We start from the raw sequence: 23,270 nt of genomic DNA, 5'->3' as shown, positions 1-23,270 counted from the left end.
GTACCGGCCTCTTGCCCCGTTCACGACTACGGACAGACCTATGAGTACCGAACCCCTGGATACCGATCGGGATACCGCGGACAAGCTCAAGAGCCTCGAACTCGTCCAGCGGCCGGAAGGCTCCGGTCCCGGCCGTTTCATCTACTGGGCCGGCGTGCTGTTCTCGCTGGCGCACATCTATTTCAATACCCTTGGCACCTGGTCCGAGCTGTACGTCTCGGCGATCCACTTTGGCGGTTTTGCGCTGATCTGCGCGCTGATGGTTCCGGGTATCAAGGGGGCCCGCGCCGCCACCAGCAAGGCGGTGCTGGTATTCGACATCCTTGTGGGGCTGGCGGCGATCGCCTGCGCGCTCTACCTGATCGGATACGAAGACGCCCTCTACGACCGCGGAGTCAATTTCGTGGCGTCCGACTGGTTCTTTTCGGCACTGGCGATTCTGCTGGCGCTGGAAATGGCGCGCCGTACCACCGGCTGGTTCATTCCCTGCCTGATCGTCGTCGCCATGACCTACGTGTTCTGGTGGGGGCCCTATATCGAGGGCATGTTCGGCTTCGCCGGCCTCAGCCTGGAGACACTGCTGTACCGCTCCTATTTCGGCTCGGACGGCATGTTCGGCTCGATCGCGCGGATCTCCTGGACCTTCGTCTTCATGTTCATTCTGTTCGGCGCCTTTCTGGTGCGTTCCGGCGCCGGCGACTTCATCATCGAACTGTCGCGCTGCGCCGCCGGCCGCTTCGTCGGCGGTCCCGGCTTCGTCGCGGTGCTGGGCTCCGGACTGATGGGGTCGGTGTCCGGTTCCTCGGTGGCGAATACGGTGTCCACCGGCGTCATCACCATCCCGCTGATGCGCCGCGCGGGATTCCCCGCGCGCTTTGCGGCCGGCGTCGAGGCCGCCGCCTCGACAGGCGGGCAGCTGATGCCGCCGGTGATGGGGGCGGGCGCCTTCATCATGGCGTCCTATACCCAGATACCCTACGTCGAAATCATTGCCTTTTCGGCGCTGCCGGCGCTGATGTACTTCCTCTCGGTGGGCTTTTACGTCCGCGTCGAGGCGATGCGCAGCCACGCCCATGCCGTCGAGCTGGAAACCCGGCCGCTGAAGGAGGTGCTCAAGGAGGGCTGGCATTTCCTGCTGCCGCTGGTCGTGCTGGTGGCGCTGCTGATCTACGGCTTCACGCCGACCTACGCCGCCGGTGTTTCCATCATTGCCGTGGTGGTGGCGTCCTGGCTGTCGAAGAACCCGATGGGACCGAGGGCCGTGTGCGACGCCCTGGCCCAGGGCGCGCGCAACATGGCCACCACGGCGATGCTGCTGGTGGCGGTGGGGCTGGTGGTCAACGTGGTGGCGATGACCGGCATCGGCAACACCTTCTCGCTGATGGTCAGCGACTGGGCCGGCGGCAGCCTGCTGATCACTATCCTGCTGGTGGGGCTGGCGTCACTGGTGCTCGGTATGGGGCTGCCGGTGACCGCGGCCTACATCGTGCTGGCGACGCTGTCGGCGCCGGCGATCTACAACCTGATCGCCGAAACCAGGCTGGTCGAGTTGATGATGAGCGGCGGTTTGCCGGAGGCCGCACGCATGATCTTCATGCTGGTGGACCCGGAAAAGGTCACGGCACTGGCCTCGCCGATGTCCGAGGCCGAGGCGCGGGCGCTGCTGGCGCAGGTGCCACAGGACTTTACCGGTCAGCTGATGAGTCAGGCGCTGGATCCGACGCTGCTGTCGATGGCGCTGCTGTCGGCGCACATGATCATCTTCTGGCTGTCGCAGGATTCCAACGTCACGCCGCCGGTGTGCCTGACGGCATTTGCGGCCGCGGCCATCGCCAAGACCCCGCCGATGGCCACCGGCTTCACCGCCTGGAAGATCGCCAAGGGGCTTTATGTGGTGCCGCTGCTGCTGGGCTACACCAACCTGATCGGCGGCAGTACCGAAGAGGTGCTGCGGGTCTTCATCTTCGGCGTATTCGGGCTCTACGCCTTCGTCGGTTTTATGGAAGGCTTCCTGGAGGGGCGTTTGAATCCGTTGCTGCGGCTGTTGTCGGGTATCGCCGCGCTGGCGATGCTGTGGCCGCATCATAACCTGCTGATCGATCTGGCCGGACTTGCGCTCTTTGTCGTGCTCTTCCTCTACAGTCGACGCATCGCCAAGGCAGCGCCTGCGGCCTGACTGCGGGGTTACTGCTCCCGGTCGATCCGCGCGACCTGCTATTCGCCTCTATCCTTAGGTGAGGTGAAATGATGGGAGCGCAATATGAGCACAAACGCCTTGAGCCGGTGGCGGCGGCGTTATATCAGTGGCCCGCTGCTGCGGCGCGTGCGCAAGCTGATGCCGCCGATCTCGCAGACCGAGCGCGAAGCGCTGGAAGCCGGAGGGCTTTGGTGGGACGCCGAGCTGCTGTCCGGCAAGCCTGACTGGCAGCGGCTGCTGGACAGCGGCCCGACGCGCCTGAGCGATACCGAGCAGGCGTTTATCGACGGGCCGGTGGAGCAGCTTTGCGCGATGATCGACGACTGGCAGATCAGCTTCGAGAAGCGGGCAGTGCCGGATGAGATCTGGGATTTCCTCGCGGCCCGGGGCTTTTTCGGCATGATCATCCCGCCAAGCTATGGCGGTCTGGGCTTTTCGGCGCAGGCGCACTCCGAGGTGGTGGCCAGGGTGGCTTCGCGCAGTATCGCCGTGGCTGTGACCCTGATGGTGCCCAACTCCCTCGGGCCCGGCGAACTGCTGCTCGAATACGGCACGCAGGCGCAGAAGGACCACTATCTGCCGCGGCTCGCCGACGGACGCGAAATCCCCTGTTTCGCGCTGACGAGCCCCGAGGCGGGCTCCGATGCGGCGTCGATGGTGGACCGGGGGCAGGTCTGCGAGGGCGATTACCTCGGCGAGCCTGTGCTGGGTATGCGCGTCAACTGGCGCAAGCGCTATATCACCCTGGGGCCAAGGGCCACGCTGATGGGGCTGGCGTTCAAGCTCGAGGATCCCGATCGGCTGCTGGGCGACGAACCCTGCCCGGGTATCACCCTGGCGCTGATTCCCACCGATACCCCCGGCGTGCGCATCGGCCGGCGCCATTATCCGGCGATGCAGGCGTTTCTCAACGGGCCCAACGAGGGGCAGGATGTGTTCGTGCCGCTGGACTGGGTCATCGGGGGGCGCGACGGCGTCGGTCGCGGTTGGGTGATGCTGATGAGCGCGCTGTCGGCCGGGCGCAGCGTTTCCCTGCCGTCGCTCAGTGTCGGTGCCGCACGGCTGGCCTGTCGCACGACCGGTGCCTATGCCCGTATCCGGGAGCAGTTCGGTCTGCCTGTCGGACGATTCGAGGGCGTTCAGGAAGTGCTCGGGCGTATGGCGGGCGAGCTCTACCTGCTGGATGCGGCGCGGCGGGCGACGGCGCAGGCGCTCGACCATGGCCACAATCCGGCCGTGTGCTCGGCGATGCTCAAGGTGCAGGCCACGCAGCGGCTGCGGGAAATCATCGTCGACGCCATGGATGTTCATGGCGGCAAGGCGATCTGCGACGGACCTCACAACTACCTCGGCGGCATTTTCCGCGCGCTCCCGGTGGCGATCACCGTCGAGGGCGCGAACATTCTTACCCGAAGTCTGATCGTGTTCGGGCAGGGCGCGGTGCGCTGCCACCCCTTTCTGCTCAAGGAGATCGAAGCGGCGCGGAATGAGGACCAGGAGGCGGCGCTTGCCGGTTTCGATGCGCTGTTGCTGGACCATCTGGAATTCTTTTGCGCCACCTATGCCCGTGCGCTGATACATGGGCTGAGCTACGGGCGTTTCGCCGCGGCGCCCAAAGGGGCGGGCGAACTCAAGCCTGTCTACCGGCAGTTGAGCCGCTACTCCGCCGGGCTGACCTGGATCAGCGAAATGTGCCTGCTGTCGCTTGGCGGGGAGCTCAAACGGCGCGAAATGCTGTCGGCGCGACTGGGGGACATTCTCGGCGAGCTGTATCTGCTGAGCATGCTGCTGAAGGGCTTCGAGGATGCCGGCAGACCCGAACAGGAGCGGCCGCTGCTGCGCTACTGCCTGCAGCAGGGCTATCACTGCATCGAACAGCATTTCGATGCGGTGATATGCAATTTCCCGTCCCGCGCCCTGGCGTTCCTGTTTCGCCGGGTACTGTTTCCCTTCGGTCGCTGGCAGAAGCCCGCGGACGACAGTCTGGTCATCGCCTGTGCCGAACTGCTGATGACCGAAGGCCCGGCGCGCGAGCGCCTGACCGGCGGCATCTTTCACGGCAACCCCGACGACGGCGTTGACCGGGTCGAGCAGGCTTTCCGGCAGACGCTGGCGGTCGAGCCTCTGCGTCAGCGACTCAGGCACGCGGGTGTGGATTCGGTGTCCGAGGCGCTGCGGCAGGGCCTGGTCAGTGCGGCCGAGGCCGGGCAGCTTGAGGCCGCCGACGCGGCGGTGGCACTTGCCATCGAAGTCGATGCCTTCGACTCGCTCTGACCCAAAACGACGAAACATCGAGGACGCTCTGTTGCCTAACGGGGGGCTTACGGAATTTCGGAGGCTCCCATGGCACTCAATCTGACGCAAAAGCTGATTGCCTCGCACCGCGTGGACGGCGAGATGCATCCGGGCGAGCCGGTGGCAATGCGCTTCGATCAGACGCTTTGTCAGGATGCGACCGGCACCCTGGTGATGCTGACGCTGGAGGCGATGGGCCTGGAGCGGGTCAGGACCTCGGTTTCGGTACAGTACGTCGACCATAACCTGATCCAGGAAGACAACCGCAATCCCGACGATCACCGCTTTCTCGAAAGCGCGGCGCAGCGTTTCGGGCTCTGGTTCAGCCGGCCCGGGAACGGTATCAGTCACCCGCTGCACATGCTCTACTTCGGCGTGCCGGGCGAGACGCTGATCGGTTCGGACAGCCATACCCCGGCCGCTGGCGCCCTGGGAATGCTGGCAATCGGCGCCGGCGGTGCTGACGTTGCCACCGCGATGGCCGGGGAGCCGGTGTGGCTGCAGATGCCCGAGGTCTGGGGTGTGGAGCTTAGCGGCGAGCTACCCGACTGGGTCAGCGCCAAGGATGTCATTCTGGAGCTGCTGCGCCGGCATGGCGTCGAAGGCGGCGTCAATCGCATCATCGAGTATCACGGCCCCGGGGTGGAAGGCCTCAGCGCCATGGATCGCCACGTCATCGCCAATATGGGCGCGGAACTGGGCGCCACCAGCAGTGTTTTTCCGTCGGATGCCGAGGTCAGGCGCTTTCTCGCAAGTGAAGGGCGGGATTCGGACTGGCAGGCACTGGCGGCGGACCAGGGCTGCGACTACGACCATCAGGACCGCATCGAGCTTGGCAGTCTCGAGCCGCTGATCGCCAGACCCTCCAGTCCGGGCAAGGTGGTGCCGGTCAGGGAAGTGGAGGGCGAGCCCATCTATCAGGCCTACATTGGCTCGTCCGCCAATCCCGGCTTTCGCGATTTCGCCATGGCGGCGCGCATGGCCGAGGGGCAGCAGGCGGCGGCTGGCGTGTCCTTCGACATCAATCCCAGTTCGCGGGCGCTGCTGCAGCGACTGATCCGCTCCGGCGACCTGGAGCGGCTGGTGGCCAGTGGCGCCAGGCTGCACCAGGCCGGCTGCAACGGCTGCATCGGCATGGGCCAGGCGCCGGCGACCGGACAGAACAGCCTTCGCACCACACCGCGCAACTTCCCCGGGCGATCCGGCACACCGGAGGACCGGGTCTGGCTCTGCAGTCCTGAAACCGCGACGGCATCGGCACTGCGTGGCTGCATCACCGATCCGCGCAATCTCGGCATTCCGTACCCGCGCATCGAGCTGCCGGGCAGGAGCGGTCTGGACACGACGCAGTTCGTCGCGCCCCCCGGGGACAACGGCGCGGACAGGGCCGAACTGGTGACGGGGCCCAATATCGTCGAACTGCCGCATTTCGAGGCGCTGCCGGACAGACTCGAGGTACCGGTGTTGCTGAAGGTCGGTGACGATATCTCGACCGACGAGATCATGCCGGCGGGGGCCCGGGTGCTGCCGTATCGCAGCAACGTGCCGAGGATTGCCGATTTCGTATTCGAGTCGCTGGCACCCGGTTACGTCGACAGCGCCCGTGACGAGAAAGCGCGGGGCGGCCATGCCATTGTCGCCGGGCGCAACTACGGCCAGGGCTCGAGCCGGGAACACGCCGCCATCGCACCGCGCTACCTGGGCCTGCGACTGGTGGTGGCGAAAAGCTTCGCCCGGATTCACTGGCAGAACCTGATCAATTACGGTGTGCTGCCGCTGACCTTCTCCGATAGCGACGATTACGACCGGCTGGCGCAGGGTGATGTGCTGGTACTGGAGAATCTGCAGAGGCTGGCGCCGGGACAGGCGGTCCAGGCCAGGCTCAAAGGCAATGATCGCGAAATCGACCTGGCGCACCCGCTTTCACAGCGCCAGTGCGAGCTGATCCTCGCCGGTGGGCTGGTCAACTGGTTGAAGGCGAAAGCCTAGTAGGATGGGTGGAGCCGCCCTAGACAGCGGCCGGTAGATCTGCACGCAGTGTAAGGCGGCGTAACCCATCTTGTGCTGGACGGGGACGCCGCGCCGCGAACAGCCCAGCGCCGTGAAAAGCTTCGCCGCGGGGCGCGGCTCCCACAAAAGCGCTCGAGCGCCGCACAGCCATAGGACCGGCGCCGGCACTTCTGCGCGGCGCCGTCACCACCATTATTCCTCCGGCTCGTACCCGAGGTTCGGCGCCAGCCAGCGTTCGGCGACCGGTTTCTCCATACCGGTACGCTTGGCATAGTCCTCGACCTGGTCCTCGCCGATCTTCGCCACGCCGAAGTACTGCGACTGCGGGTGGCTGAAGTACCAGCCGCTGACCGCGGCCGTCGGCAGCATGGCGTAGGATTCGGTGATGCTGATGCCGGCCTTGTTGTCGACATCGAGCAGCTGCCACAGCAGGCCCTTTTCGGTGTGATCCGGGCAGGCGGGGTAGCCCGGCGCCGGGCGAATGCCTTTGTACTTCTCGCGGATCAGGTCCTCGTTGTCGAGCTGCTCGTCGGCGGCGTAGCCCCAGAATTCCTGGCGTACGCGCGCATGCATGCGCTCGGCGAAGGCTTCGGCGAGGCGGTCGGCCAGCGCCTTGACCATGATGCTGTTGTAGTCGTCGTGGTCGGCTTCGTATTTCGCCACCAGCTCATCGACGCCGATGCCGGCGGTGACCGCGAAAGCCCCGTAGTAATCCTGCTTGCCGCTTTCCTTGGGCGCGATAAAGTCGGTCAGGCACATATTGGCCTTGCCTTCGACCTTCTCGGTCTGCTGCCGCAGATGGTGCAGTCGCATCAGCACTTCGCTGCGCGAGTCATCCGTGTAGAGCTCGATATCGTCGTCGTCGACGCTGTTGGCCGGGAAGATACCGATCACGGCGCGGGCCTTCAGCAGCTTTTCGTCGACCAGGCGGGCGAGCATCGCGCGGGCGTCGTGGTAAAGGCGGGTGGCTTCCTCGCCGACCACCTCGTCATCGAGAATGCGCGGGAAGCGGCCCGCCAGCTCCCAGGACTGGAAGAACGGTGTCCAGTCGATATAGTCGACCAGCTCCGCCAGATCGTAGTCGTCGAATACCTGGATGCCGAGCTGTTTCGGTTTGGGCGGCGTGTAGCTGTCCCAGTCGATGGCGAACTTGTTGGCACGGGCCGCCTGCAGCGAGACGCGGCGCTTGTCGTTCTGACGTGCGGCGTGACGCTCGCGAATCGCCTCGTATTCTTCCTGCACCTCCCTGACGAAAGCCGCCTTGCGGGTCTTGGAGAGCAGGGCAGAGGCGACGCCGACGGCGCGCGAGGCGTTGGTCACGTGTACCACCTGGTCGCGCTTGTAGCCCTTTTCGATCTTCACGGCGGTGTGCGCCTTGGAGGTGGTGGCGCCGCCGATCAGCAGCGGGATCTCGAAGCCCTGGCGCTCCATTTCCTTGGCGACGTGGACCATTTCGTCCAGTGATGGCGTGATCAGACCCGACAGCCCGATCAGGTCGGCGTTTTCGTCGCGAGCGGTTTGCAGGATCTTCTCGGCCGCCACCATGACGCCGAGGTCGACGACCTCGAAGTTGTTGCACTGCAGCACGACGCCGACGATGTTCTTGCCGATATCGTGGACGTCGCCCTTGACCGTCGCCATCACCACCTTGCCGGCGGAACTGCTGGCGTTGTCGGCTTTCTCCTCCTCGATGAAGGGCATCAGGTAGGCCACCGCCTTCTTCATGACACGGGCGGATTTCACCACCTGCGGCAGGAACATCTTGCCGGAGCCGAACAGGTCACCGACCACGCTCATGCCGTCCATCAGCGGGCCCTCGATCACCTGCAGCGGGCGTTCGTGCGCCTGGCGCGCCTCTTCGACGTCCTGGTCGATGAACTCGGTGATGCCCTTGACCAGCGCATGGCCGAGACGCTCGTTGACGCTCCAGGAGCGCCATTCCTGGGCTTCGGGCGCTTCGGCGGCCGCGCCGTCGCCACGGTATTTCTCGGCGACCTCCAGCAACCGCTCGGTGCCGTCGCTGCGGCGGTTGAGGATCACGTCCTCGACGCGCTCGCGCAGCTCTTCGGGCAGGTCGTCGTAGATCGCCAGCTGGCCGGCGTTGACGATACCCATGTCCATGCCTTTCTGGATGGCGTGGTAGAGGAAGACGCAGTGGATCGCCTCGCGTACCGGATTGTTGCCGCGGAACGAGAAGGAAACGTTGGACACGCCGCCGGAGATCTTGGCGTACGGCAGATGCTGCTTGATCCAGCCGGTGGCCTCGATAAAGTCGACGGCGTAGTTGTCGTGCTCCTCGATACCGGTGGCGACGGCGAAGATGTTGGGGTCGAAAATGATGTCTTCGGGGTCGAAGCCAACCTTGTCCACCAGCACCCTGTAGGAGCGCTCGCAGATCTCGATCTTGCGCTGGAAGGTGTCGGCCTGGCCGGTTTCGTCGAACGCCATCACGATCACCGCGGCGCCGTAGCGACGGACCAGCCGCGCCTGCTCGATGAATTTCTCTTCGCCTTCCTTCAGCGAGATGGAGTTCACCACACCCTTGCCCTGAATGCACTTGAGGCCTGCCTCGAGCACCTCCCACTTGGAGGAGTCGATCATGATCGGCACCCGGGAGATGTCGGGTTCCGACGCGATCAGGTTGAGAAAGCGTACCATCGCCTTTTCGGCGTCGAGCATGCCCTCGTCCATGTTGACGTCGATGACCTGGGCGCCGTTCTCCACCTGCTGGCGGGCGACGTCGAGCGCGGTCTCGTAGTCGCCTTCCTTGATCAGACGCTTGAACACCGCGGAGCCGGTGACGTTGGTGCGCTCGCCGACGTTGACGAACAGGGTGTCCTCGCCGATGTTCATGGGTTCGAGGCCGGAGAGGCGGCATTCGCGCTTGATGTCGGGCAGCTCGCGCGGCGCCTCTTTCTCGACCGCCTCGCGGATGGCGCGGATATGCTCGGGTGTGGTGCCGCAGCAGCCGCCCACCAGGTTGATGAAACCGGAGTTGGCCCACTCGGCGATCTCGACGGCCATTTCCTCGGGCGTCTCGTCGTACTCGCCGAAGGCGTTGGGCAGGCCGGCGTTGGGGTGCACCGAGACGTGGGTTTCGGCGATGCGGGAGAGCTCCTCGACGTACTGGCGCAGCTCCTTGGGGCCCAGCGCGCAGTTGAGGCCGACGGAGATCGGCCGGGCGTGGCGTACCGAGTTCCAGAACGCTTCGGTGGTCTGGCCCGACAGGGTGCGGCCCGAAGCGTCGGTGATGGTGCCGGAGATCATGACCGGCAGCCGGATATCGTGCTCGTCGAAGTACTGCTCGACGGCGAAGATCGCCGCCTTGGCGTTGAGGGTGTCGAAGATGGTTTCGATCAGGATCAGATCGGAACCGCCGTGCACCAGACCGTCGATCGACTCCAGGTAGGCGTCGACCAGCTCGTCGAAGCTGACGTTGCGAAAGCCCGGATCGTTGACGTCCGGCGAGATCGAGCAGGTGCGGTTGGTCGGGCCCAGCACGCCGGCGACATAGCGCGGCTGCCCGGTTTCGGCCGCCACCTCGTCACAGGCCCTGCGGGCCAGGCGCGCGGCCTCGAGGTTGATCTCGTGGTTCAGCGACTCCATCTCGTAGTCGGCCATCGCGATACGGGTGGCATTGAAGGTGTTGGTCTCGACGATATCGGCGCCGGCCTTCAGGTACTGGCGGTGAATGTCGGCGATAAGCTCCGGTCGGGTGAGGACCAGCAGGTCGTTGTTGCCCTTGACGTCGGTATGCCAGTCGGCGAAGCGTTCGCCGCGATAGTCCGCCTCTTCGAGTTTCGCCTGCTGGATCATGGTGCCCATGCCGCCGTCGATAATCATGATGCGGTTGGCGAGTGTGTCCTGCAGAGTCTTGAAACGCTTGTTGTCTGTCACCTGTACGGCCCCGGTCCAGTGTCGATCCATAAACGAAGTCCGCTATTGTAAATCAAAAACTTGCCCGATTTCCTGAGTGCTCTTCAAGGACACTTGAAAAAACCGCAAATAGCGCCCGAAGAGACGTCGCGGCCCCGTCGGATTTGTGCAGTGCGGGAAAATTTGCTGTGCTGCGGGATATTTTCCCGCTAAAACGGGTAGAATCTGCACGCCCGCGACGGCAGTCGCAGTGGTTGCAGAAGGTGGAACAGATGAAAAAGAAAGCGAAGGCTGTCGAGGTCAATATGGAAAATCTGCTGCGGATTTTCACTGTGCCGGAAGCGCCGGGGTCTACCCTGAGCCGACTGGAAAACGACATATCGGCCAATCTTGCCGGTTTTCTGCAGGAGCATATCGTTGCCGAAGAGACGGACCTCGTCGAAATCGAGCGCGATTTCAGCGACACCCTGATACCCGAGCAACCGGTTTACGTCTCCGAACAGACCGAGTTTCTGCTCGACAAGGTGGTGGCGCAGTCGGTGCATACCGCCTCGCCGAGCTTTGTCGGCCACATGACGTCGGCGCTGCCGTATTTCATGATTCCGTTGTCGAAGATCATGATCGCGCTGAACCAGAACCTGGTGAAAACCGAAACGTCCAAGGCTTTCACGCCGCTGGAACGCCAGGTGCTGGGCATGCTGCATCGTCTGGTCTACGACGAGCCCGAGGCATTCTACGGCCAGTGGCTGCACGACAGTTACCGTCATCTCGGCGCTTTCTGTTCCGGCGGCACCGTTGCCAACATCACCGCGCTGTGGGCGGCGCGCAACCGCGCATTCGGTCCCGATGGCGACTTTCCCGGCATCATGAAGGCCGGCATGTATGCCGCAATGCGGCACTACGGCTGCGAAGGCGCCGCGGTGCTGGTATCGGAGCGGGGGCATTACTCCCTGGCCAAGGCGGCGGACGTGCTCGGCATCGGTCGCGACCAGATCGTCGCGGTGGAAACCGACGACAGCAACCGCATCCGGCCGGATGCGCTCGAAGCCACCATTACCCGCCTGCGGCAACGGGGTATTCGCCCCTTTGCGCTGGTGGGCGTCGCGGGCACCACCGAAACCGGCAATATAGACCCCCTCGACGCTCTGGCCGACATCGCCGCCGCCGAGGGTCTGCATTTTCATGTCGATGGTGCCTGGGGCGGCCCGACGCTGTTTTCCGAACGTTACCGTGAGCGCCTGAAGGGTATCGAGCGTGCCGATTCGGTCACTATAGACGCCCACAAGCAGCTCTACGTGCCCATGGGCGTCGGGCTTGTGCTGTTCCGCGACCCGGCGGCGCTGAAGAGCATCGAGCATCACGCCCAGTACATTATCCGCGAGGGCTCCAAGGATCTTGGCAGCGCCACGCTGGAGGGCTCCCGTCCGGGCATGGCGATGCTGGTACACTCGGCGCTGAAGATTATCGGCAAACGTGGCTACGCCATGCTGATCGACAACGGCATCGATCTGGCGCGGCGCTTCGCCGACCGCATCGAGTCCCTCGAGGACTTCGAGCTGGTGACAGAGCCCGAACTCAATATCCTGACCTATCGCTGGTGTCCGGCGGCGGCGCGCGAGGCGCTGAACGAAGGCGACGCCGACAGCTGCCGTCGCATCAACGAAACGCTCAATCGCATTACCCGGCATCTGCAGAAGACCCAGCGCGAACACGGCAAGGCCTTTGTCTCCCGTACGCGGCTGACGCCGGAGCGCTATCATCGCCAGGCCATCACCGTGTTCCGCGTGGTACTGGCCAACCCCCTGACCACCGACGAGGTGCTGCGCGACGTTATCGACGAGCAGCGGCAGATCATCGCGGGCATGGGCGAACACGAGGATGTCATAGAGCTGAACCGGCTGCTCGGTTCTCCGGTGGCGTGAATCCGGCTGCGCGCTCTGTGCGAGCGCAGGGGGCTGCGCGCGGCTCGGGCCTTACAGGTCCCTAAAATCATTAGATTGTCGACAATCTGTCGAGCGCCGGCCGCGCCTCAGTTGCTGCAGATCAACAAAAACACCCCTTTTAGCCTTTCGTCTAGGTTAAAAACCCGCCATTTTTGATTAAGGTTGCTCTTGATTCAGGGCCAACTGTCAACAATCATACCTAGGCCCGCAGATAAACAGGCGATAACAATAAAGGGGCCTCAGATGTCTTATCAGACCGAATATCGAGAATCGATCGATAACCCGCAAGCGTTCTGGGCCGACAAGGCAGGGGCGTTGAATTGGTACCGGGCTCCTCGGCAGGTGCTGTCGAAGGATGACAACGGTATCGACCGCTGGTTTGCCGACGGCGAGCTCAACACCGCCTACCTCGCGCTCGACGTTCATGTCGAACAGGGGCGCGGCGACCAGACCGCAATCATCTATGACTCCCCGGTCACCGGTACCGTTGCGCGTTACAGCTACCTCGAGCTGACCGAGGAGGTGGCGCGCTTTGCCGGCGTACTCAGGGCGCAGGGCGTCGAAAAGGGCGACCGGGTGGTGATCTATATGCCGATGATCCCGCAGGCCGTCATCGCGATGCTGGCCGTGGCGCGTCTCGGTGCGGTGCACTCGGTGGTGTTCGGCGGCTTTGCCGCGCCGGAGCTGGCGGTACGCATCGAGGACGCCGAACCGAAGGTGGTGGTCACGGCGTCCTGCGGCATCGAGGTCGACAAGCTGATTCCGTATAAGCCGCTGCTGGACGACGCCATCGTGCGTTCGAGTCACAAACCGCAATGCTGTGTCGTGTATCAGCGCCCGCAGGTCGTCGCCCAGATGGTGCCGGGCCGCGATCTGGACTGGAACGAGGCGGTGGCGCAGGCGCAGCCCGCCGACTGCGTGAAGGTTCAGGGAACGGACCCCCTCTACATCCTCTACACCTCCGGCACCACCGGCAAGCCCAAGGGTGTGGTGCGTGACAACGGTGGTCATGCGGTGGCGCTGCGCTACTCGATGAAAGCCATCTACGACATGGAACCGGGCGATGTATTCTGGGCGGCGTCCGATGTCGGCTGGGTGGTGGGGCATTCCTACATCGTTTACGCACCGCTGTTCAGCGGCTGCACCACCCTGGTTTACGAAGGCAAGCCGGTACGCACGCCGGATGCCGGCGCCTTCTGGCGTGTCTGCGCCGACTACGGCGTCAAGGCGCTGTTCGCCGCGCCGACAGCCTTCCGGGCCATCAAGAAGGAGGATCCGCAGGGCAAGCTGCTCGAGCGGTACGACCTGTCCAGGCTCAAGACCATCTTCATGGCCGGCGAACGTCTCGATCCGCCGACCTACCACTGGACGCTGGAAGTCACCGGCAAGCCGGTTGTCGATCACTGGTGGCAGACTGAAACCGGCTGGGCCATCTGCGGCAACCCGATGGGAATCGAAGCCTTCGAGCCCAAGCCGGGTTCGGCAACGGTACCCATTCCTGGCTTCAACGTGCAGATTCTCGATCCGGAAGGCAAGCCGCTGCCGGCCGGCGAGCAGGGCAGCGTGGCGCTGAAACTGCCACTGCCGCCGGGATGCCTGCCGACGGTCTGGGGCGACTTCGAACGTTTTCGCAGCGGTTATCTCAGAGACTTTCCCGGCTACTACTGCTCCGGCGACGGTGGCTATATCGACGAGGACGGCTATGTGTTCATCATGGGACGCACCGACGATGTCATCAACGTTGCCGGCCACCGCCTTTCCACCGGTGAAATGGAGGAGGTCGTCGCCGGGCACCCGGCGGTCGCCGAATGCGCGGTGATCGGCATCGCCGACTCGCTCAAGGGGCAGCAGCCGGTCGGTCTGGTGCTGCTCAAGGATGGCGTCGAGGTTAACGAAGCCGATCTGGAGGCCGAGCTGGTGGGCCGGGTGCGCGATGCCATTGGTGCGGTTGCGTGCTTCCGCCGAGTGCTGGTGGTGCAGCGGCTGCCCAAGACGCGCTCGGGCAAGATTCTGCGCAAGCTGCTGCGTCAGATCGCCGACGGCCAGAGCTACAGCATCCCGTCGACCATTGATGACCCGACCAGCCTTGACGAAATCGAAGCGGCGCTGGATCGTCGCGGCCTGGTCAGCAAGGGCTGAGGCCGCAGCCTATTGCAAAGGCTGCCGTTCGGCAGTCCCCTTATGAGTGCTCCTGACTCCGAGCCCTGCCTGACCGGCGGGGCTCGCTGCATTTATCCCCTTTTTCGGGCGACAGGCTGTCAAGGTTTGTGAACACCGGTCGACTTATAGTTGAGTAATTGTTCTATTATTCGGGGGACGTTGCCGGAATCCGGCAGTGCCGGAAAATACGGAACACCTCTCACCAGGAAAAGCGATGCCGCCCTCCGGCGGCAGCACACGCAAGGAGACTTCAGGATGAACAGCAGACGCAAAGCCCCGCTCGCCGGGTGTCTTGCCTCCCTGCTACTGGCCGGAGGCGCCCAGGTGGCGGCCGCACCGGGGGGCAGCGGCTTCGATGGCAACCCGGATCATTTGCCGCCCGGACGGCTGAAGAGTCAGATCGAGCGGCTGCCGTACCCGGCCCAGCAACGGGCCCTGCAATGGCTGGAGCGGTTCGACATTCCGGCCGTCGACTACGAATTCCTGCGCGTCGACGCAGAAGGGGCTATCTATTACGAAGATACCGTCCTGCCCGACGAGGTCGATGGAGCGTCCGGCAGCAGTTCGTTCGAGCCCCAGGCGGTGGCGCCGGAGGACACCTTCGTGCTGCACAGCCGCCCCGGTGCGGACAAGGTGGTGTTTCTTGATTTCGACGGTCATCAGATCAGCGGCACGGCCTGGAGCGGCAGTACGCTGTACGCGCGCCCCTTCGACACCGACGGCAATCCCGCAAGCTTCAGTGCCAGCGAGAGAGCCGCCATCGCCGAAATCTGGCATCGCGTCGCCGAGGACATGGCGCCGTTCGATATCGATGTCACCACCGAGGATCCCGGCAGCTTCGGTCCGACCACCGGGCACCTGCTGATTACCGAGGACACCGACGAGTATGGCGCTGCAATGCCGGCCCAGGGCGCTGGCGGCGTGGCCTATGTGGGCGTCTGGGGCGCGTCCTACTACAGCTATTATCAGCCCGCGCTGGTCTATTTCGATAACCTCGGTGGTGGTTTTGCGCCCTATGTGGCTGAGGCGGCCAGTCACGAGTTCGGGCACAACCTGGGACTCAACCATGATGCGACGTCCTCCGTGGGCTACTACAGCGGTCACGGTACAGGCTACGTATCCTGGGCGCCGATTATGGGCGTGGGATACCAGAAAAACGTCACTCAGTGGAGCAAGGGCGAATACCCGGACGCCAGCGAGACCCAGGACGATGTGGCGATCATTACCGGCAAGCTCGGCCTGCGCGAGGATGATCACGGTAACAGCATCGGCACCGCCACGGCGCTGGACATCGACCCGGATGGTACCGTCTACGTGACTTTCCCGGAAATCGACCCGCACAACCTCAATCCGGCCAACAAGGGTGTGATCGAAAGCCGCGACGATGTCGATTACTTCTGGTTCGATACCGCCGAGGGCTACGTCAGCTTCAATGCGATTCCGGCCTGGGAGGCCTTCTACCGCGACAGCCGGCGCGGCGCCAACCTCGATATCGAGCTGAGCCTCTTTGACGCACAGGGCAACTGGATCACCGGCGCGGATCCGCAGGATGAGACCATCGCGCAGATCATGGGCGCCTACCTGTCGGCCGGCCGCTATTACCTGGCGGTTACCGGCGTTGGCAACGCTGACAGCCCCTACAGCGATTACGGCAGCCTTGGCATGTATTTTATTTCCGGTACGGTGCAGCCGGCCATGGCCGATACCACACCGCCGACGCCGAATCAGGCTGGCTGGTGGGCGAGCGTGCCGACGGCACAAAGCGCCAGCCGGATCGATATGGAAGCGAATCCGGCGACCGACGATTCCGGGATCGTGCAGTACTACTTCCAGTGTGCGATTGCCGGTCCCGGCTGCAGCGACAGTGGCTGGCAAAGCGGCACCACCTACAGTGCGACCGCACTGCAGCCGGATACCAGCTACGGTTTCCAGGTGAAGGCGAGGGACGGGGCCGGTAACGAAACCGCATGGTCAGCCATTCGCTCCGCCACGACACTGGCCAACCAGGCCCCCAGTGCTTCGGATGACAGCGCCGTCACCGACGAGAACCAGGCTGTCGCCATTGCCGTGCTGGGTAACGACAGCGACCCGGATGGCGGTGCGCTGGCCATCCAATCGTTCGGGCAGGGAAGCAGCGGCAGCGTAGCGCAGAGTGGCGACAGCCTGGTGTACACGCCGGTGGACGGCTTCTTCGGCGTCGATAGCTTCACTTATACCGTTACCGACGGCTACGCCGACTCAGCTCCGGCAACGGTCACGGTAACCGTCAACGAAGTGAACGACCCGCCGGTGGCGCTGGATGACAGCGTCGATGTCGCCCTCAACAGCTCGCTGACCATTGATGTGCTGGCCAACGACAGCGACCCGGACGGGGACACGCTGATCATCGACAGTTTCACTCAGGGCAGCAAGGGTTCGGTGGTGCTGTCGGACGGCGGTTTGCAGCTGGTTTACAGCAGCGGCAGCAAGCGTGGCGGCGACAGCTTTACTTATACCGTTATCGACGGTAACGGCCACTCGGCAACCGCCACGGTCAACATCAGCCTGAGTCCGAACGGCGGCAGTGACGGCGGTGGCGACACCGGAGGCGGTGGTAAATGCCATCCGAAGAAAGGCTGCTGATGCCAGGTCCCAGGTCTGAGGCAGGCCGGTAACGCCGGCGCTCGACCCTGGACCGGAACCGGTCCGGGGTCGCGATCGCGGCAGGGGCGCCGCGCCTGCTCATTCACCAAACTTACCGATTCTCGCGGTCGGAAATCGCGTTGAGCAGTCGGTCCAGCGCCCGGCTGGACAGCAGGCGTCGAAGGTAGGCGAACAGAACCGTCGACGACGTCACATAGTAACGCGGGCGGGGACGGGGAGACTCCAGCGCCAGCACCACCTTCTCCAGCACGGCTTCGGGACGTTTGGTAAAGGGGTCCTTTTTCTGCGGGCCATTGGCCGCAAGGCGTCGTTCGACCGCCTCATAGATCGTGCGGTGGGCACTGTTGACGGTATCGATATTCTCGCGAAACTTGCGATAGGCATTTTCGCGGAACTTGCTGAAGATCGGGCCGGTATCGATCAGGGATACCCGGATGTTGGTATCGCTGAGCTCGAGCCTGAGCGTATCGGTCAGCCCTTCGAGCGCGAATTTCGAAGCGTTGTAGGCGCCCCGGTACTTGAAGGTGACCAGTCCCAGCACGGAACTGTGCTGAACGATACGGCCGTAACCCTGCCGGCGCATGACCGGAATCACCTTGCAGGTCAGTTCGTGCGTGCCGAACAGATTGGTTTCGAACTGTGCCCGCAGCACATCGCGGCTCAGATCCTCGACGGCACCGGGTTGGCCGTAGGCACCGTTGCTGAACAGCGCATAGAGCGTACCGCCGGTCTGTGCGAGCACCCAGGCGAGAGCGGCATCGATCGACGCCGAATCGTCGAGGTCCAGCAGGCAGGACTCGAACCCCTGTTCCTCGAGGTGCGCAACGTCCTGGCTTTTGCGCGCCGTGGCGAACACCCGGTAACCGCGCTCGCGCAATGCCAGCGCGGCATGATGGCCGATACCGCTCGAGCAGCCGGTGATCAGTATGCTTTTCTCCATGCGTATCTGTCCTGGCGAATCCTGAAGGCGGCCATCCTACCAGAGTCAGAGGTAAATCGTGGATAGCCGCATCACCGCGATCAGGGAAATCAGCGTCGAAACCATGATGATGGCCGCGAGCAGGACTTAGGGCCCTTGATTCCACCGATACAGGCATCGCTCCGCGTGAATGGTTACAATCCGTCCTTTCACGGGAGATTGTGCATGGGAAACCGGGATTTTTATTTGCTGGGAGTCGATGGTGGCGGTACCTCCTGCCGGGCCAGGCTGACCGATCTTGACGGCCGGGTGCTTGGCGAGGGGCAGGCGGGTAGCGCCAACGTTCGCCTTGGCGTGGATAGGGCCTATGCGTCCATTCTGCAGGCCTGCGGCCAGGCCCTCGGAGCCGCCGGGCTCGATCGCAGCGTGCTGGCGCGTATCTATGCCGGTTTTGGCCTGGCTGGCGCGGTCGATGAGGCGAGAAAATCCCAGGTGCTGGCTTTCCCGAATCCTTTTGCGGGGGTGGTGCTCGAAACCGATGCTCACGCCGCCTGCCTGGGCGCTCACGCCGGCGCCGACGGTGGTATCCTGATTCTCGGAACCGGATCCTGCGCTCTGGGCTACCGCGACGGCGGCTTTTTATCGGTGGGCGGTTGGGGGTTCATGATATCGGATCAGGGCAGCGGCGCCTGGCTGGGGCTGAACGCGGTGCGTCAGTCATTGCTGGCCCACGAAGGCGTGATTGCGGCGGGCTCGCTCAGCCGAGCACTGATGGCGCGATTCGATGATTCGCCCCTGGCGCTGCTGAACTGGTCGGAACAGGCGCAGCCGGGCGACTACGGCGCCTTTGCGCCGCTGGTGCTGGAGCAGGCGAATGCGGGCGACGAGATGGCGCTGGGGCTGGTCCGGCAGAGCGCAGGCGAGGCCGGTGCCCTTGTCGAACGGCTGCTGGCGCTTGGCATGGAGCGTATCTGCCTGATGGGCGGGCTCGCTGCTGCGATCGAGCCGTGGCTGTCACCGGCGCAGCGCGCGCACCTCGTCGATGCCGCCGGCGACGCCATGGACGGAGCACTGCTGCTGGCACGGCGTGGATTCGAAACAGGGAGGCAGAAATGATGCGCTATGCACTGACCCGTGGGCGGGTTTTCGACGGCGAACGCATGCTCGAGGATCATGCGGTGCTGATCGATGGCGGCAGCATCGAATCGCTGCTGCCGCAGCAAGCGGTGCCCGCGGCACTGCCGGCCTACGATCTTGGCGGCGGCCTGCTGGTGCCGGGATTTATCGACACCCAGGTCAACGGTGGCGCCGGCGTGCTGTTTAACGACCGCCCGGATGTCGAAGGTATCGCCGCGATCGGTCGTGCCCACCGCCGTTTCGGTACCACCGGTTTTATGCCCACCCTGATCAGCGACCGCCGCGCAGTGATGGAGCGGGCCATCAGGGCCGCGCGAGAGGCGCTCGAGTCTGTTCCCGGCGCGCTGGGTATTCATCTTGAAGGTCCTTACCTCAATCGGGCGCGCAGCGGGATTCACCCGGAGGCGGTGTTGCGCGAGCCCGAATCCGACGCACTGGACTTGCTGACCGGTCTGGGCCGAGACGGCGTGACTCTGGTGACGTTGGCGCCCGAAGTGACACCGCCGGGTTTTATCCGGCGCCTGCATGAAGCAGGAGTGCTGGTGGCCGCGGGTCATACGGCGGCCACCTTCGACGAGATTGGCGCGGCGCTGGAAGAGGGGCTGCGGGGCTTTACCCATCTGTTCAACGCCATGTCACCGCTGACCAGTCGCGCTCCCGGTGCAGTTGGCGCGGCACTCGACGATAACGACAGCTGGTGCGGCCTTATCGTCGACGGCCACCATGTCCACCCGGCAACCTTGCGCGTGGCCATTCGCGCCAAGGCGCCGGGCAAGATGATGATGGTGACCGACGCGGTTCAGACCGTAGGGGCCCGGGGCCACGAATTCGAGCTGCTGGGACAGCGGATCGTACGCGAGGGAGGCAAGGTGAGTTCCCCTGAAGGGGTTCTGGCGGGGTCGGATCTCGATATGGCCAGCGCAGTGCGCAACAGTATCGAACTGCTGGGCCTGCCGCTGGAGGAGAGTCTGCGCATGGCATCACGCTATCCGGCCGAGTTTCTGGGGCTTGGGACCCGCCTTGGACGGGTGCGGGCAGGCTACGACGCCAGCCTCGTGCTGCTGGATGAAGGCCTGAACGTACGGCAGACCTGGATCGACGGCAGACCGGACCCGGCTATGCCGTTCCCTATATCAGGCTAAGTATTTAGAAAGTAAAATAAGCTACTGATATTATTGATATCTAACGCGATACGATATCCCTGATACATGATTCTGCAGATTTTATTTATACCGTTATCTAGCGTTTCAACCATTATGAAGACTGGTGCCAAATCTGTAATCAGCTAGACGGGTGAGGGGGAGGACGCATGCTCAGAGGCGGCTTATGTCGGTATGAGCTGCGGGCTAATGGCGCCAGGATCTTTATACCCGTTCCGGCGAGTTGCGCCGGAACGGGTCCGGTGACGAATCAGTGCCGTAACTTGTTTTCGAAAAAGAACTTCTTTAGTTCGGTCTCGGTAGGGTGATAACGAAACGCCATCTCGCCGTCGATCAGAATGTTTGGAGAGTGCCGGATGTTGTGCCGGGCGACCAGGTCGGGATGATCCTCAAGATAATCGACCTGATATCCTATCCCCAAGTGTCTGAATTCTCTCTCTATATTGGGCACCGAAAAGTCCGTCTTGGTGACCAGCAACTGAACTTTCATGATGCTGCCTCCGTTGAGTGAACGTCCCTTTTACGTTGTGCCTGCGGGGCTGGATCCTCGCCCGATCAGGTTGTGGCTGTGTCCTGTCGGTTTCTGTGACTAAGCTGTAGAACAGTATCCGGGGCATGCTGTTTCGGAAACGTCGCCATCCCCTTCGTTTGTGGCCCGTGACTTGTGGACGGGCAGGGACGGCAATCGCAAACCAACACCGGAGACCTCCATGTCTCACTATAGCCTGAAGCGGCTGGATGGGGGAGTCACCATGCTTCCCGAAGCCGCTGTCGAAACCTTCGCGGCCGAGCTCAGAGGGGAATTGCTGACCCCGGATTCCGCCCACTATGACTGGGCGCGGACTGTCTGGAATGCCATGATCGACCGACGCCCGGGACTTATTGCCCGTTGCGTGGTGCAGCAGGATGTCCGTTGCGCGCTGGAGTTCGCGCGCGAAAACGGCTTGCTGCTGTCGGTTAAAAGCGGCGGGCACAACGTTGCCGGTAACGCCGTTTGCGATGATGGCCTGATGATCGACCTTTCGCCGATGCGCTGGGTGCGAGTCGACCCGAAAAAACAGGTTGCACAGGTCGGTGCCGGAGCCCTGCTGGGCGACCTCGATCGAGAGTCCCTGGCGCACGGGCTGGTGACCCCGCTGGGTATCAATTCCACCACCGGTGTTGCGGGATTGACACTCGGAGGCGGTTTCGGCTGGCTCTCCCGCCGCTTTGGTCTCAGCGTTGACAACCTGCTGTCGGTCGACCTTGTCGGTACCGATGGCCAGTGCCTGCATGCCAGTGAAGATGAGCATCCGGAACTTTTCTGGGCGCTGCGCGGCGGTGGCGGCAATTTCGGTATCGTAACCAGCTTCGAATTCAAGCTGCATCCGTTCGAGCCCGAAGTCGTTGCCGGTCTGGTCCTGTATCCGCTGGAGCACGCCGCGAGCGTGATGCGCCAGTATCGCGAATATGCCGCCGTAGCCCCGGACTGTCTCAGCGCCTGGTGTGTTCTGCGTAAGGCTCCGCCGCTGCCGTTTCTGTCAGTCGCGGATCATGGCCGGGAGGTGCTGGCGTTGGCGGTTTGCTACAGCGGGGCACGTCAGGAAGCCGATGCGCTGATCGAGCCGCTGCGTCACTTCGGTACACCCCTTGGTGAGCACCTGGGGCCCGTGCCTTACACCGGCTGGCAAACCACCTTTGACCCATTGCTTGCGCCCGGGGCGCGCAACTACTGGAAATCGCACAACTTCCGAGCACTCAATGACGCCGTCATCGACGAACTGGTCACTGCCGCAGGTATGTTGCCGTCCGAGCATTGCGAGATTTTCGTCGGGCAGCTCGGCGGGGTCATCAATTTACGCGCGCCTCAGGCGACCGCCTATCCGCACCGGGATGTAGAGTTCGTTATCAATATGCATGCCCGCTGGGAATCGGCGGATGACGACAAGGTCTGCAAAGACTGGTCGAGAAGACTTTTCGACGCGCTTGCCGAACACGCGACCGGCGGTGTCTATGTGAACTTTATGACGGCGGACGAGGAGGCCAGGGTAGAAGCCGCCTACGGCCCGAATCAGCGGCGCCTGATACAGCTAAAACAACGTTACGATCCGGATAATCTGCTGCGTATCAATCAGAATATCCACCCCAGCAGCGAAAACTGACCTGGAGCAACGGAAACCCCACCTGAAAAACCGATTGCGGACAAAACACGATTCAGATCAATGTTTCGATTCCCGGAAGCAACTTTAATGGCGCCACAAATTCATGGAGTCATTTTCGGGAGTCGAAGAATGAAAAAGCACCTTTTGTCAGTTTTGGCCGTGGCCGGTCTCGCCGGCGTTTCCGGTAATGCTCTGGCCTACGATGCCGGCGATGTGATTGTGCGGGCCGGTTATGCCTCGGTACAGCCGGATGCGAACCCGCATGGTGTGCTGGACGCGCTGGACGCCGACGTCGATGACGGCGAAGCGCTCGGTATCACCGCAGCCTATATGCTGAATGACAGCGTGGCTCTGGAGCTACTCGTGGCCACGCCGTTCAATCACGATATCACCGCGGGCGGTAACAAGATCGGCGATGCCGACCAGCTGCCGCCGACCCTTTCACTGCAGTGGTTGCCGAACCTCGATCTCGGTGGTCTTCAGCCATACGTCGGCGTAGGTATCAACTACACCACCTTCTTCAGCGAGGACTCCAGCCTCGGCAAACTCAAGCTCGACGATTCCTGGGGTCTTGCCTGGCAGGCCGGTATCGATTACCAGTTCAACCAGCATTGGCTGTTGAACGCCGCGGTCTGGAACATCGACATCGAAACCGATGTCAAGCTGGATGGCGCCAAAATCGGCTCGGTCGAAATCGATCCCTGGGTGTACATGGTAGGTGTTGGCTACCGCTTCTGATATCGCTTTCAGAGCAGATTCCCGGTCGGGCTCTATACTTGCAGCGTTGCT

Annotated in this window: 13 protein-coding genes; 10 read left to right on the top strand and 3 right to left on the bottom strand. The window is 63.3% G+C overall.

Annotated elements, in window-relative coordinates; genetic code table 11:
• Nucleotides 1-40 precede the first annotated feature (40 nt).
• The 3 genes from IEX85_RS02550 (at nt 41) to IEX85_RS02540 (ending at nt 6,481) form a co-directional block, all read left to right on the top strand.
• A complete protein-coding gene (locus IEX85_RS02550) occupies nt 41-2,176 on the top strand; it encodes a TRAP transporter permease (RefSeq protein WP_188857938.1) in 2,136 nt (711 codons plus the stop codon).
• A gap of 84 nt (nt 2,177-2,260) precedes the next feature.
• Nucleotides 2,261-4,471, top strand: coding sequence for an acyl-CoA dehydrogenase (locus IEX85_RS02545; RefSeq protein ID WP_188857936.1), 2,211 nt, complete (start codon nt 2,261-2,263; stop codon nt 4,469-4,471).
• A 69-nt stretch (nt 4,472-4,540) separates the two neighbouring features.
• Nucleotides 4,541-6,481: an aconitate hydratase gene (locus IEX85_RS02540; RefSeq protein ID WP_188857934.1), complete on the top strand. Its 1,941-nt coding sequence runs from the start codon at nt 4,541-4,543 to the stop codon at nt 6,479-6,481.
• Nucleotides 6,482-6,694: 213 nt separating this feature from the next.
• On the opposite strand, the gene metH is transcribed toward IEX85_RS02540, so the two are convergent.
• Entirely contained in the window at nt 6,695-10,429 is a 3,735-nt protein-coding gene (gene metH / locus IEX85_RS02535) for a methionine synthase (RefSeq protein ID WP_188857932.1), read from the bottom strand.
• Between the two features lie 221 nt (nt 10,430-10,650).
• On the opposite strand from metH, the gene panP reads away from it, so the two are divergent.
• The 3 genes from panP to IEX85_RS02520 all read left to right on the top strand — a co-directional run bounded on the left by panP (nt 10,651) and on the right by IEX85_RS02520 (nt 17,103).
• Complete coding sequence (panP, locus tag IEX85_RS02530) at nt 10,651-12,300, top strand: pyridoxal-dependent aspartate 1-decarboxylase PanP (RefSeq protein WP_188857924.1); 1,650 nt, start codon at nt 10,651-10,653, stop codon at nt 12,298-12,300.
• A 264-nt stretch (nt 12,301-12,564) separates the two neighbouring features.
• Nucleotides 12,565-14,460, top strand: a complete 1,896-nt coding sequence (locus tag IEX85_RS02525) for a propionyl-CoA synthetase (protein WP_188857922.1) — start codon at nt 12,565-12,567, stop codon at nt 14,458-14,460.
• 276 nt (nt 14,461-14,736) lie between these two features.
• Nucleotides 14,737-17,103, top strand: coding sequence for an Ig-like domain-containing protein (locus IEX85_RS02520; protein ID WP_188857921.1), 2,367 nt, complete (start codon nt 14,737-14,739; stop codon nt 17,101-17,103).
• Between the two features lie 112 nt (nt 17,104-17,215).
• Here IEX85_RS02520 and IEX85_RS02515 read toward each other — a convergent pair whose 3' ends face one another.
• Nucleotides 17,216-18,064, bottom strand: a complete 849-nt coding sequence (locus IEX85_RS02515) for an SDR family NAD(P)-dependent oxidoreductase (RefSeq protein WP_188857919.1) — start codon at nt 18,062-18,064, stop codon at nt 17,216-17,218.
• A gap of 204 nt (nt 18,065-18,268) precedes the next feature.
• On the opposite strand from IEX85_RS02515, the gene IEX85_RS02510 reads away from it, so the two are divergent.
• Entirely contained in the window at nt 18,269-19,159 is an 891-nt protein-coding gene (locus IEX85_RS02510; RefSeq protein ID WP_188857917.1) for a glucosamine kinase nucleotide-binding domain-containing protein, read from the top strand.
• Nucleotides 19,156-20,322 (top strand): N-acetylglucosamine-6-phosphate deacetylase, encoded by a 1,167-nt coding sequence (gene nagA / locus IEX85_RS02505; protein WP_308425618.1) that lies wholly within the window; start codon nt 19,156-19,158, stop codon nt 20,320-20,322. Before IEX85_RS02510 ends, nagA begins: the two co-directional genes overlap by 4 nt.
• 268 nt (nt 20,323-20,590) lie before the next feature.
• Here the strand turns inward: nagA and IEX85_RS02500 are convergent, their stop codons facing one another.
• Nucleotides 20,591-20,830, bottom strand: coding sequence for a hypothetical protein (locus tag IEX85_RS02500; RefSeq protein WP_188857915.1), 240 nt, complete (start codon nt 20,828-20,830; stop codon nt 20,591-20,593).
• 220 nt (nt 20,831-21,050) lie between these two features.
• Between IEX85_RS02500 and IEX85_RS02495 the strand changes: the two genes are divergently transcribed.
• Both IEX85_RS02495 and IEX85_RS02490 read left to right on the top strand, forming a co-directional pair.
• On the top strand, nt 21,051-22,481 hold the full coding sequence (locus IEX85_RS02495) for an FAD-binding oxidoreductase (protein ID WP_188857913.1): 1,431 nt from the start codon (nt 21,051-21,053) through the stop codon (nt 22,479-22,481).
• Nucleotides 22,482-22,610: 129 nt separating this feature from the next.
• On the top strand, nt 22,611-23,219 hold the full coding sequence (locus IEX85_RS02490; protein WP_188857911.1) for an OmpW/AlkL family protein: 609 nt from the start codon (nt 22,611-22,613) through the stop codon (nt 23,217-23,219).
• Nucleotides 23,220-23,270: the final 51 nt, after the last annotated feature.

It is taken from the genome of Marinobacterium nitratireducens, assembly GCF_014645375.1.
In the GTDB taxonomy this organism is placed as follows: domain Bacteria; phylum Pseudomonadota; class Gammaproteobacteria; order Pseudomonadales; family Balneatricaceae; genus Marinobacterium_A; species Marinobacterium_A nitratireducens.
The sequence above is the reverse complement of the archived record's forward strand: the minus strand, read 5'-3'. Positions and strand labels throughout refer to the sequence as shown.

Coding starts and splice junctions, on each gene's coding strand:
- IEX85_RS02520 (WP_188857921.1), top strand. CDS start 14,737: ATGAACAGCAGACGCAAAGCCCCGCTCGCCGGGTGTCTTGCCTCCCTG.
- IEX85_RS02545 (WP_188857936.1), top strand. CDS start 2,261: ATGAGCACAAACGCCTTGAGCCGGTGGCGGCGGCGTTATATCAGTGGC.
- IEX85_RS02550 (WP_188857938.1), top strand. CDS start 41: ATGAGTACCGAACCCCTGGATACCGATCGGGATACCGCGGACAAGCTC.
- nagA (WP_308425618.1), top strand. CDS start 19,156: ATGATGCGCTATGCACTGACCCGTGGGCGGGTTTTCGACGGCGAACGC.
- IEX85_RS02500 (WP_188857915.1), bottom strand. CDS start 20,830: ATGAAAGTTCAGTTGCTGGTCACCAAGACGGACTTTTCGGTGCCCAAT.
- IEX85_RS02525 (WP_188857922.1), top strand. CDS start 12,565: ATGTCTTATCAGACCGAATATCGAGAATCGATCGATAACCCGCAAGCG.
- IEX85_RS02540 (WP_188857934.1), top strand. CDS start 4,541: ATGGCACTCAATCTGACGCAAAAGCTGATTGCCTCGCACCGCGTGGAC.
- IEX85_RS02515 (WP_188857919.1), bottom strand. CDS start 18,064: ATGGAGAAAAGCATACTGATCACCGGCTGCTCGAGCGGTATCGGCCAT.
- IEX85_RS02495 (WP_188857913.1), top strand. CDS start 21,051: ATGTCTCACTATAGCCTGAAGCGGCTGGATGGGGGAGTCACCATGCTT.
- IEX85_RS02510 (WP_188857917.1), top strand. CDS start 18,269: ATGGGAAACCGGGATTTTTATTTGCTGGGAGTCGATGGTGGCGGTACC.
- panP (WP_188857924.1), top strand. CDS start 10,651: ATGAAAAAGAAAGCGAAGGCTGTCGAGGTCAATATGGAAAATCTGCTG.
- IEX85_RS02490 (WP_188857911.1), top strand. CDS start 22,611: ATGAAAAAGCACCTTTTGTCAGTTTTGGCCGTGGCCGGTCTCGCCGGC.
- metH (WP_188857932.1), bottom strand. CDS start 10,429: ATGGATCGACACTGGACCGGGGCCGTACAGGTGACAGACAACAAGCGT.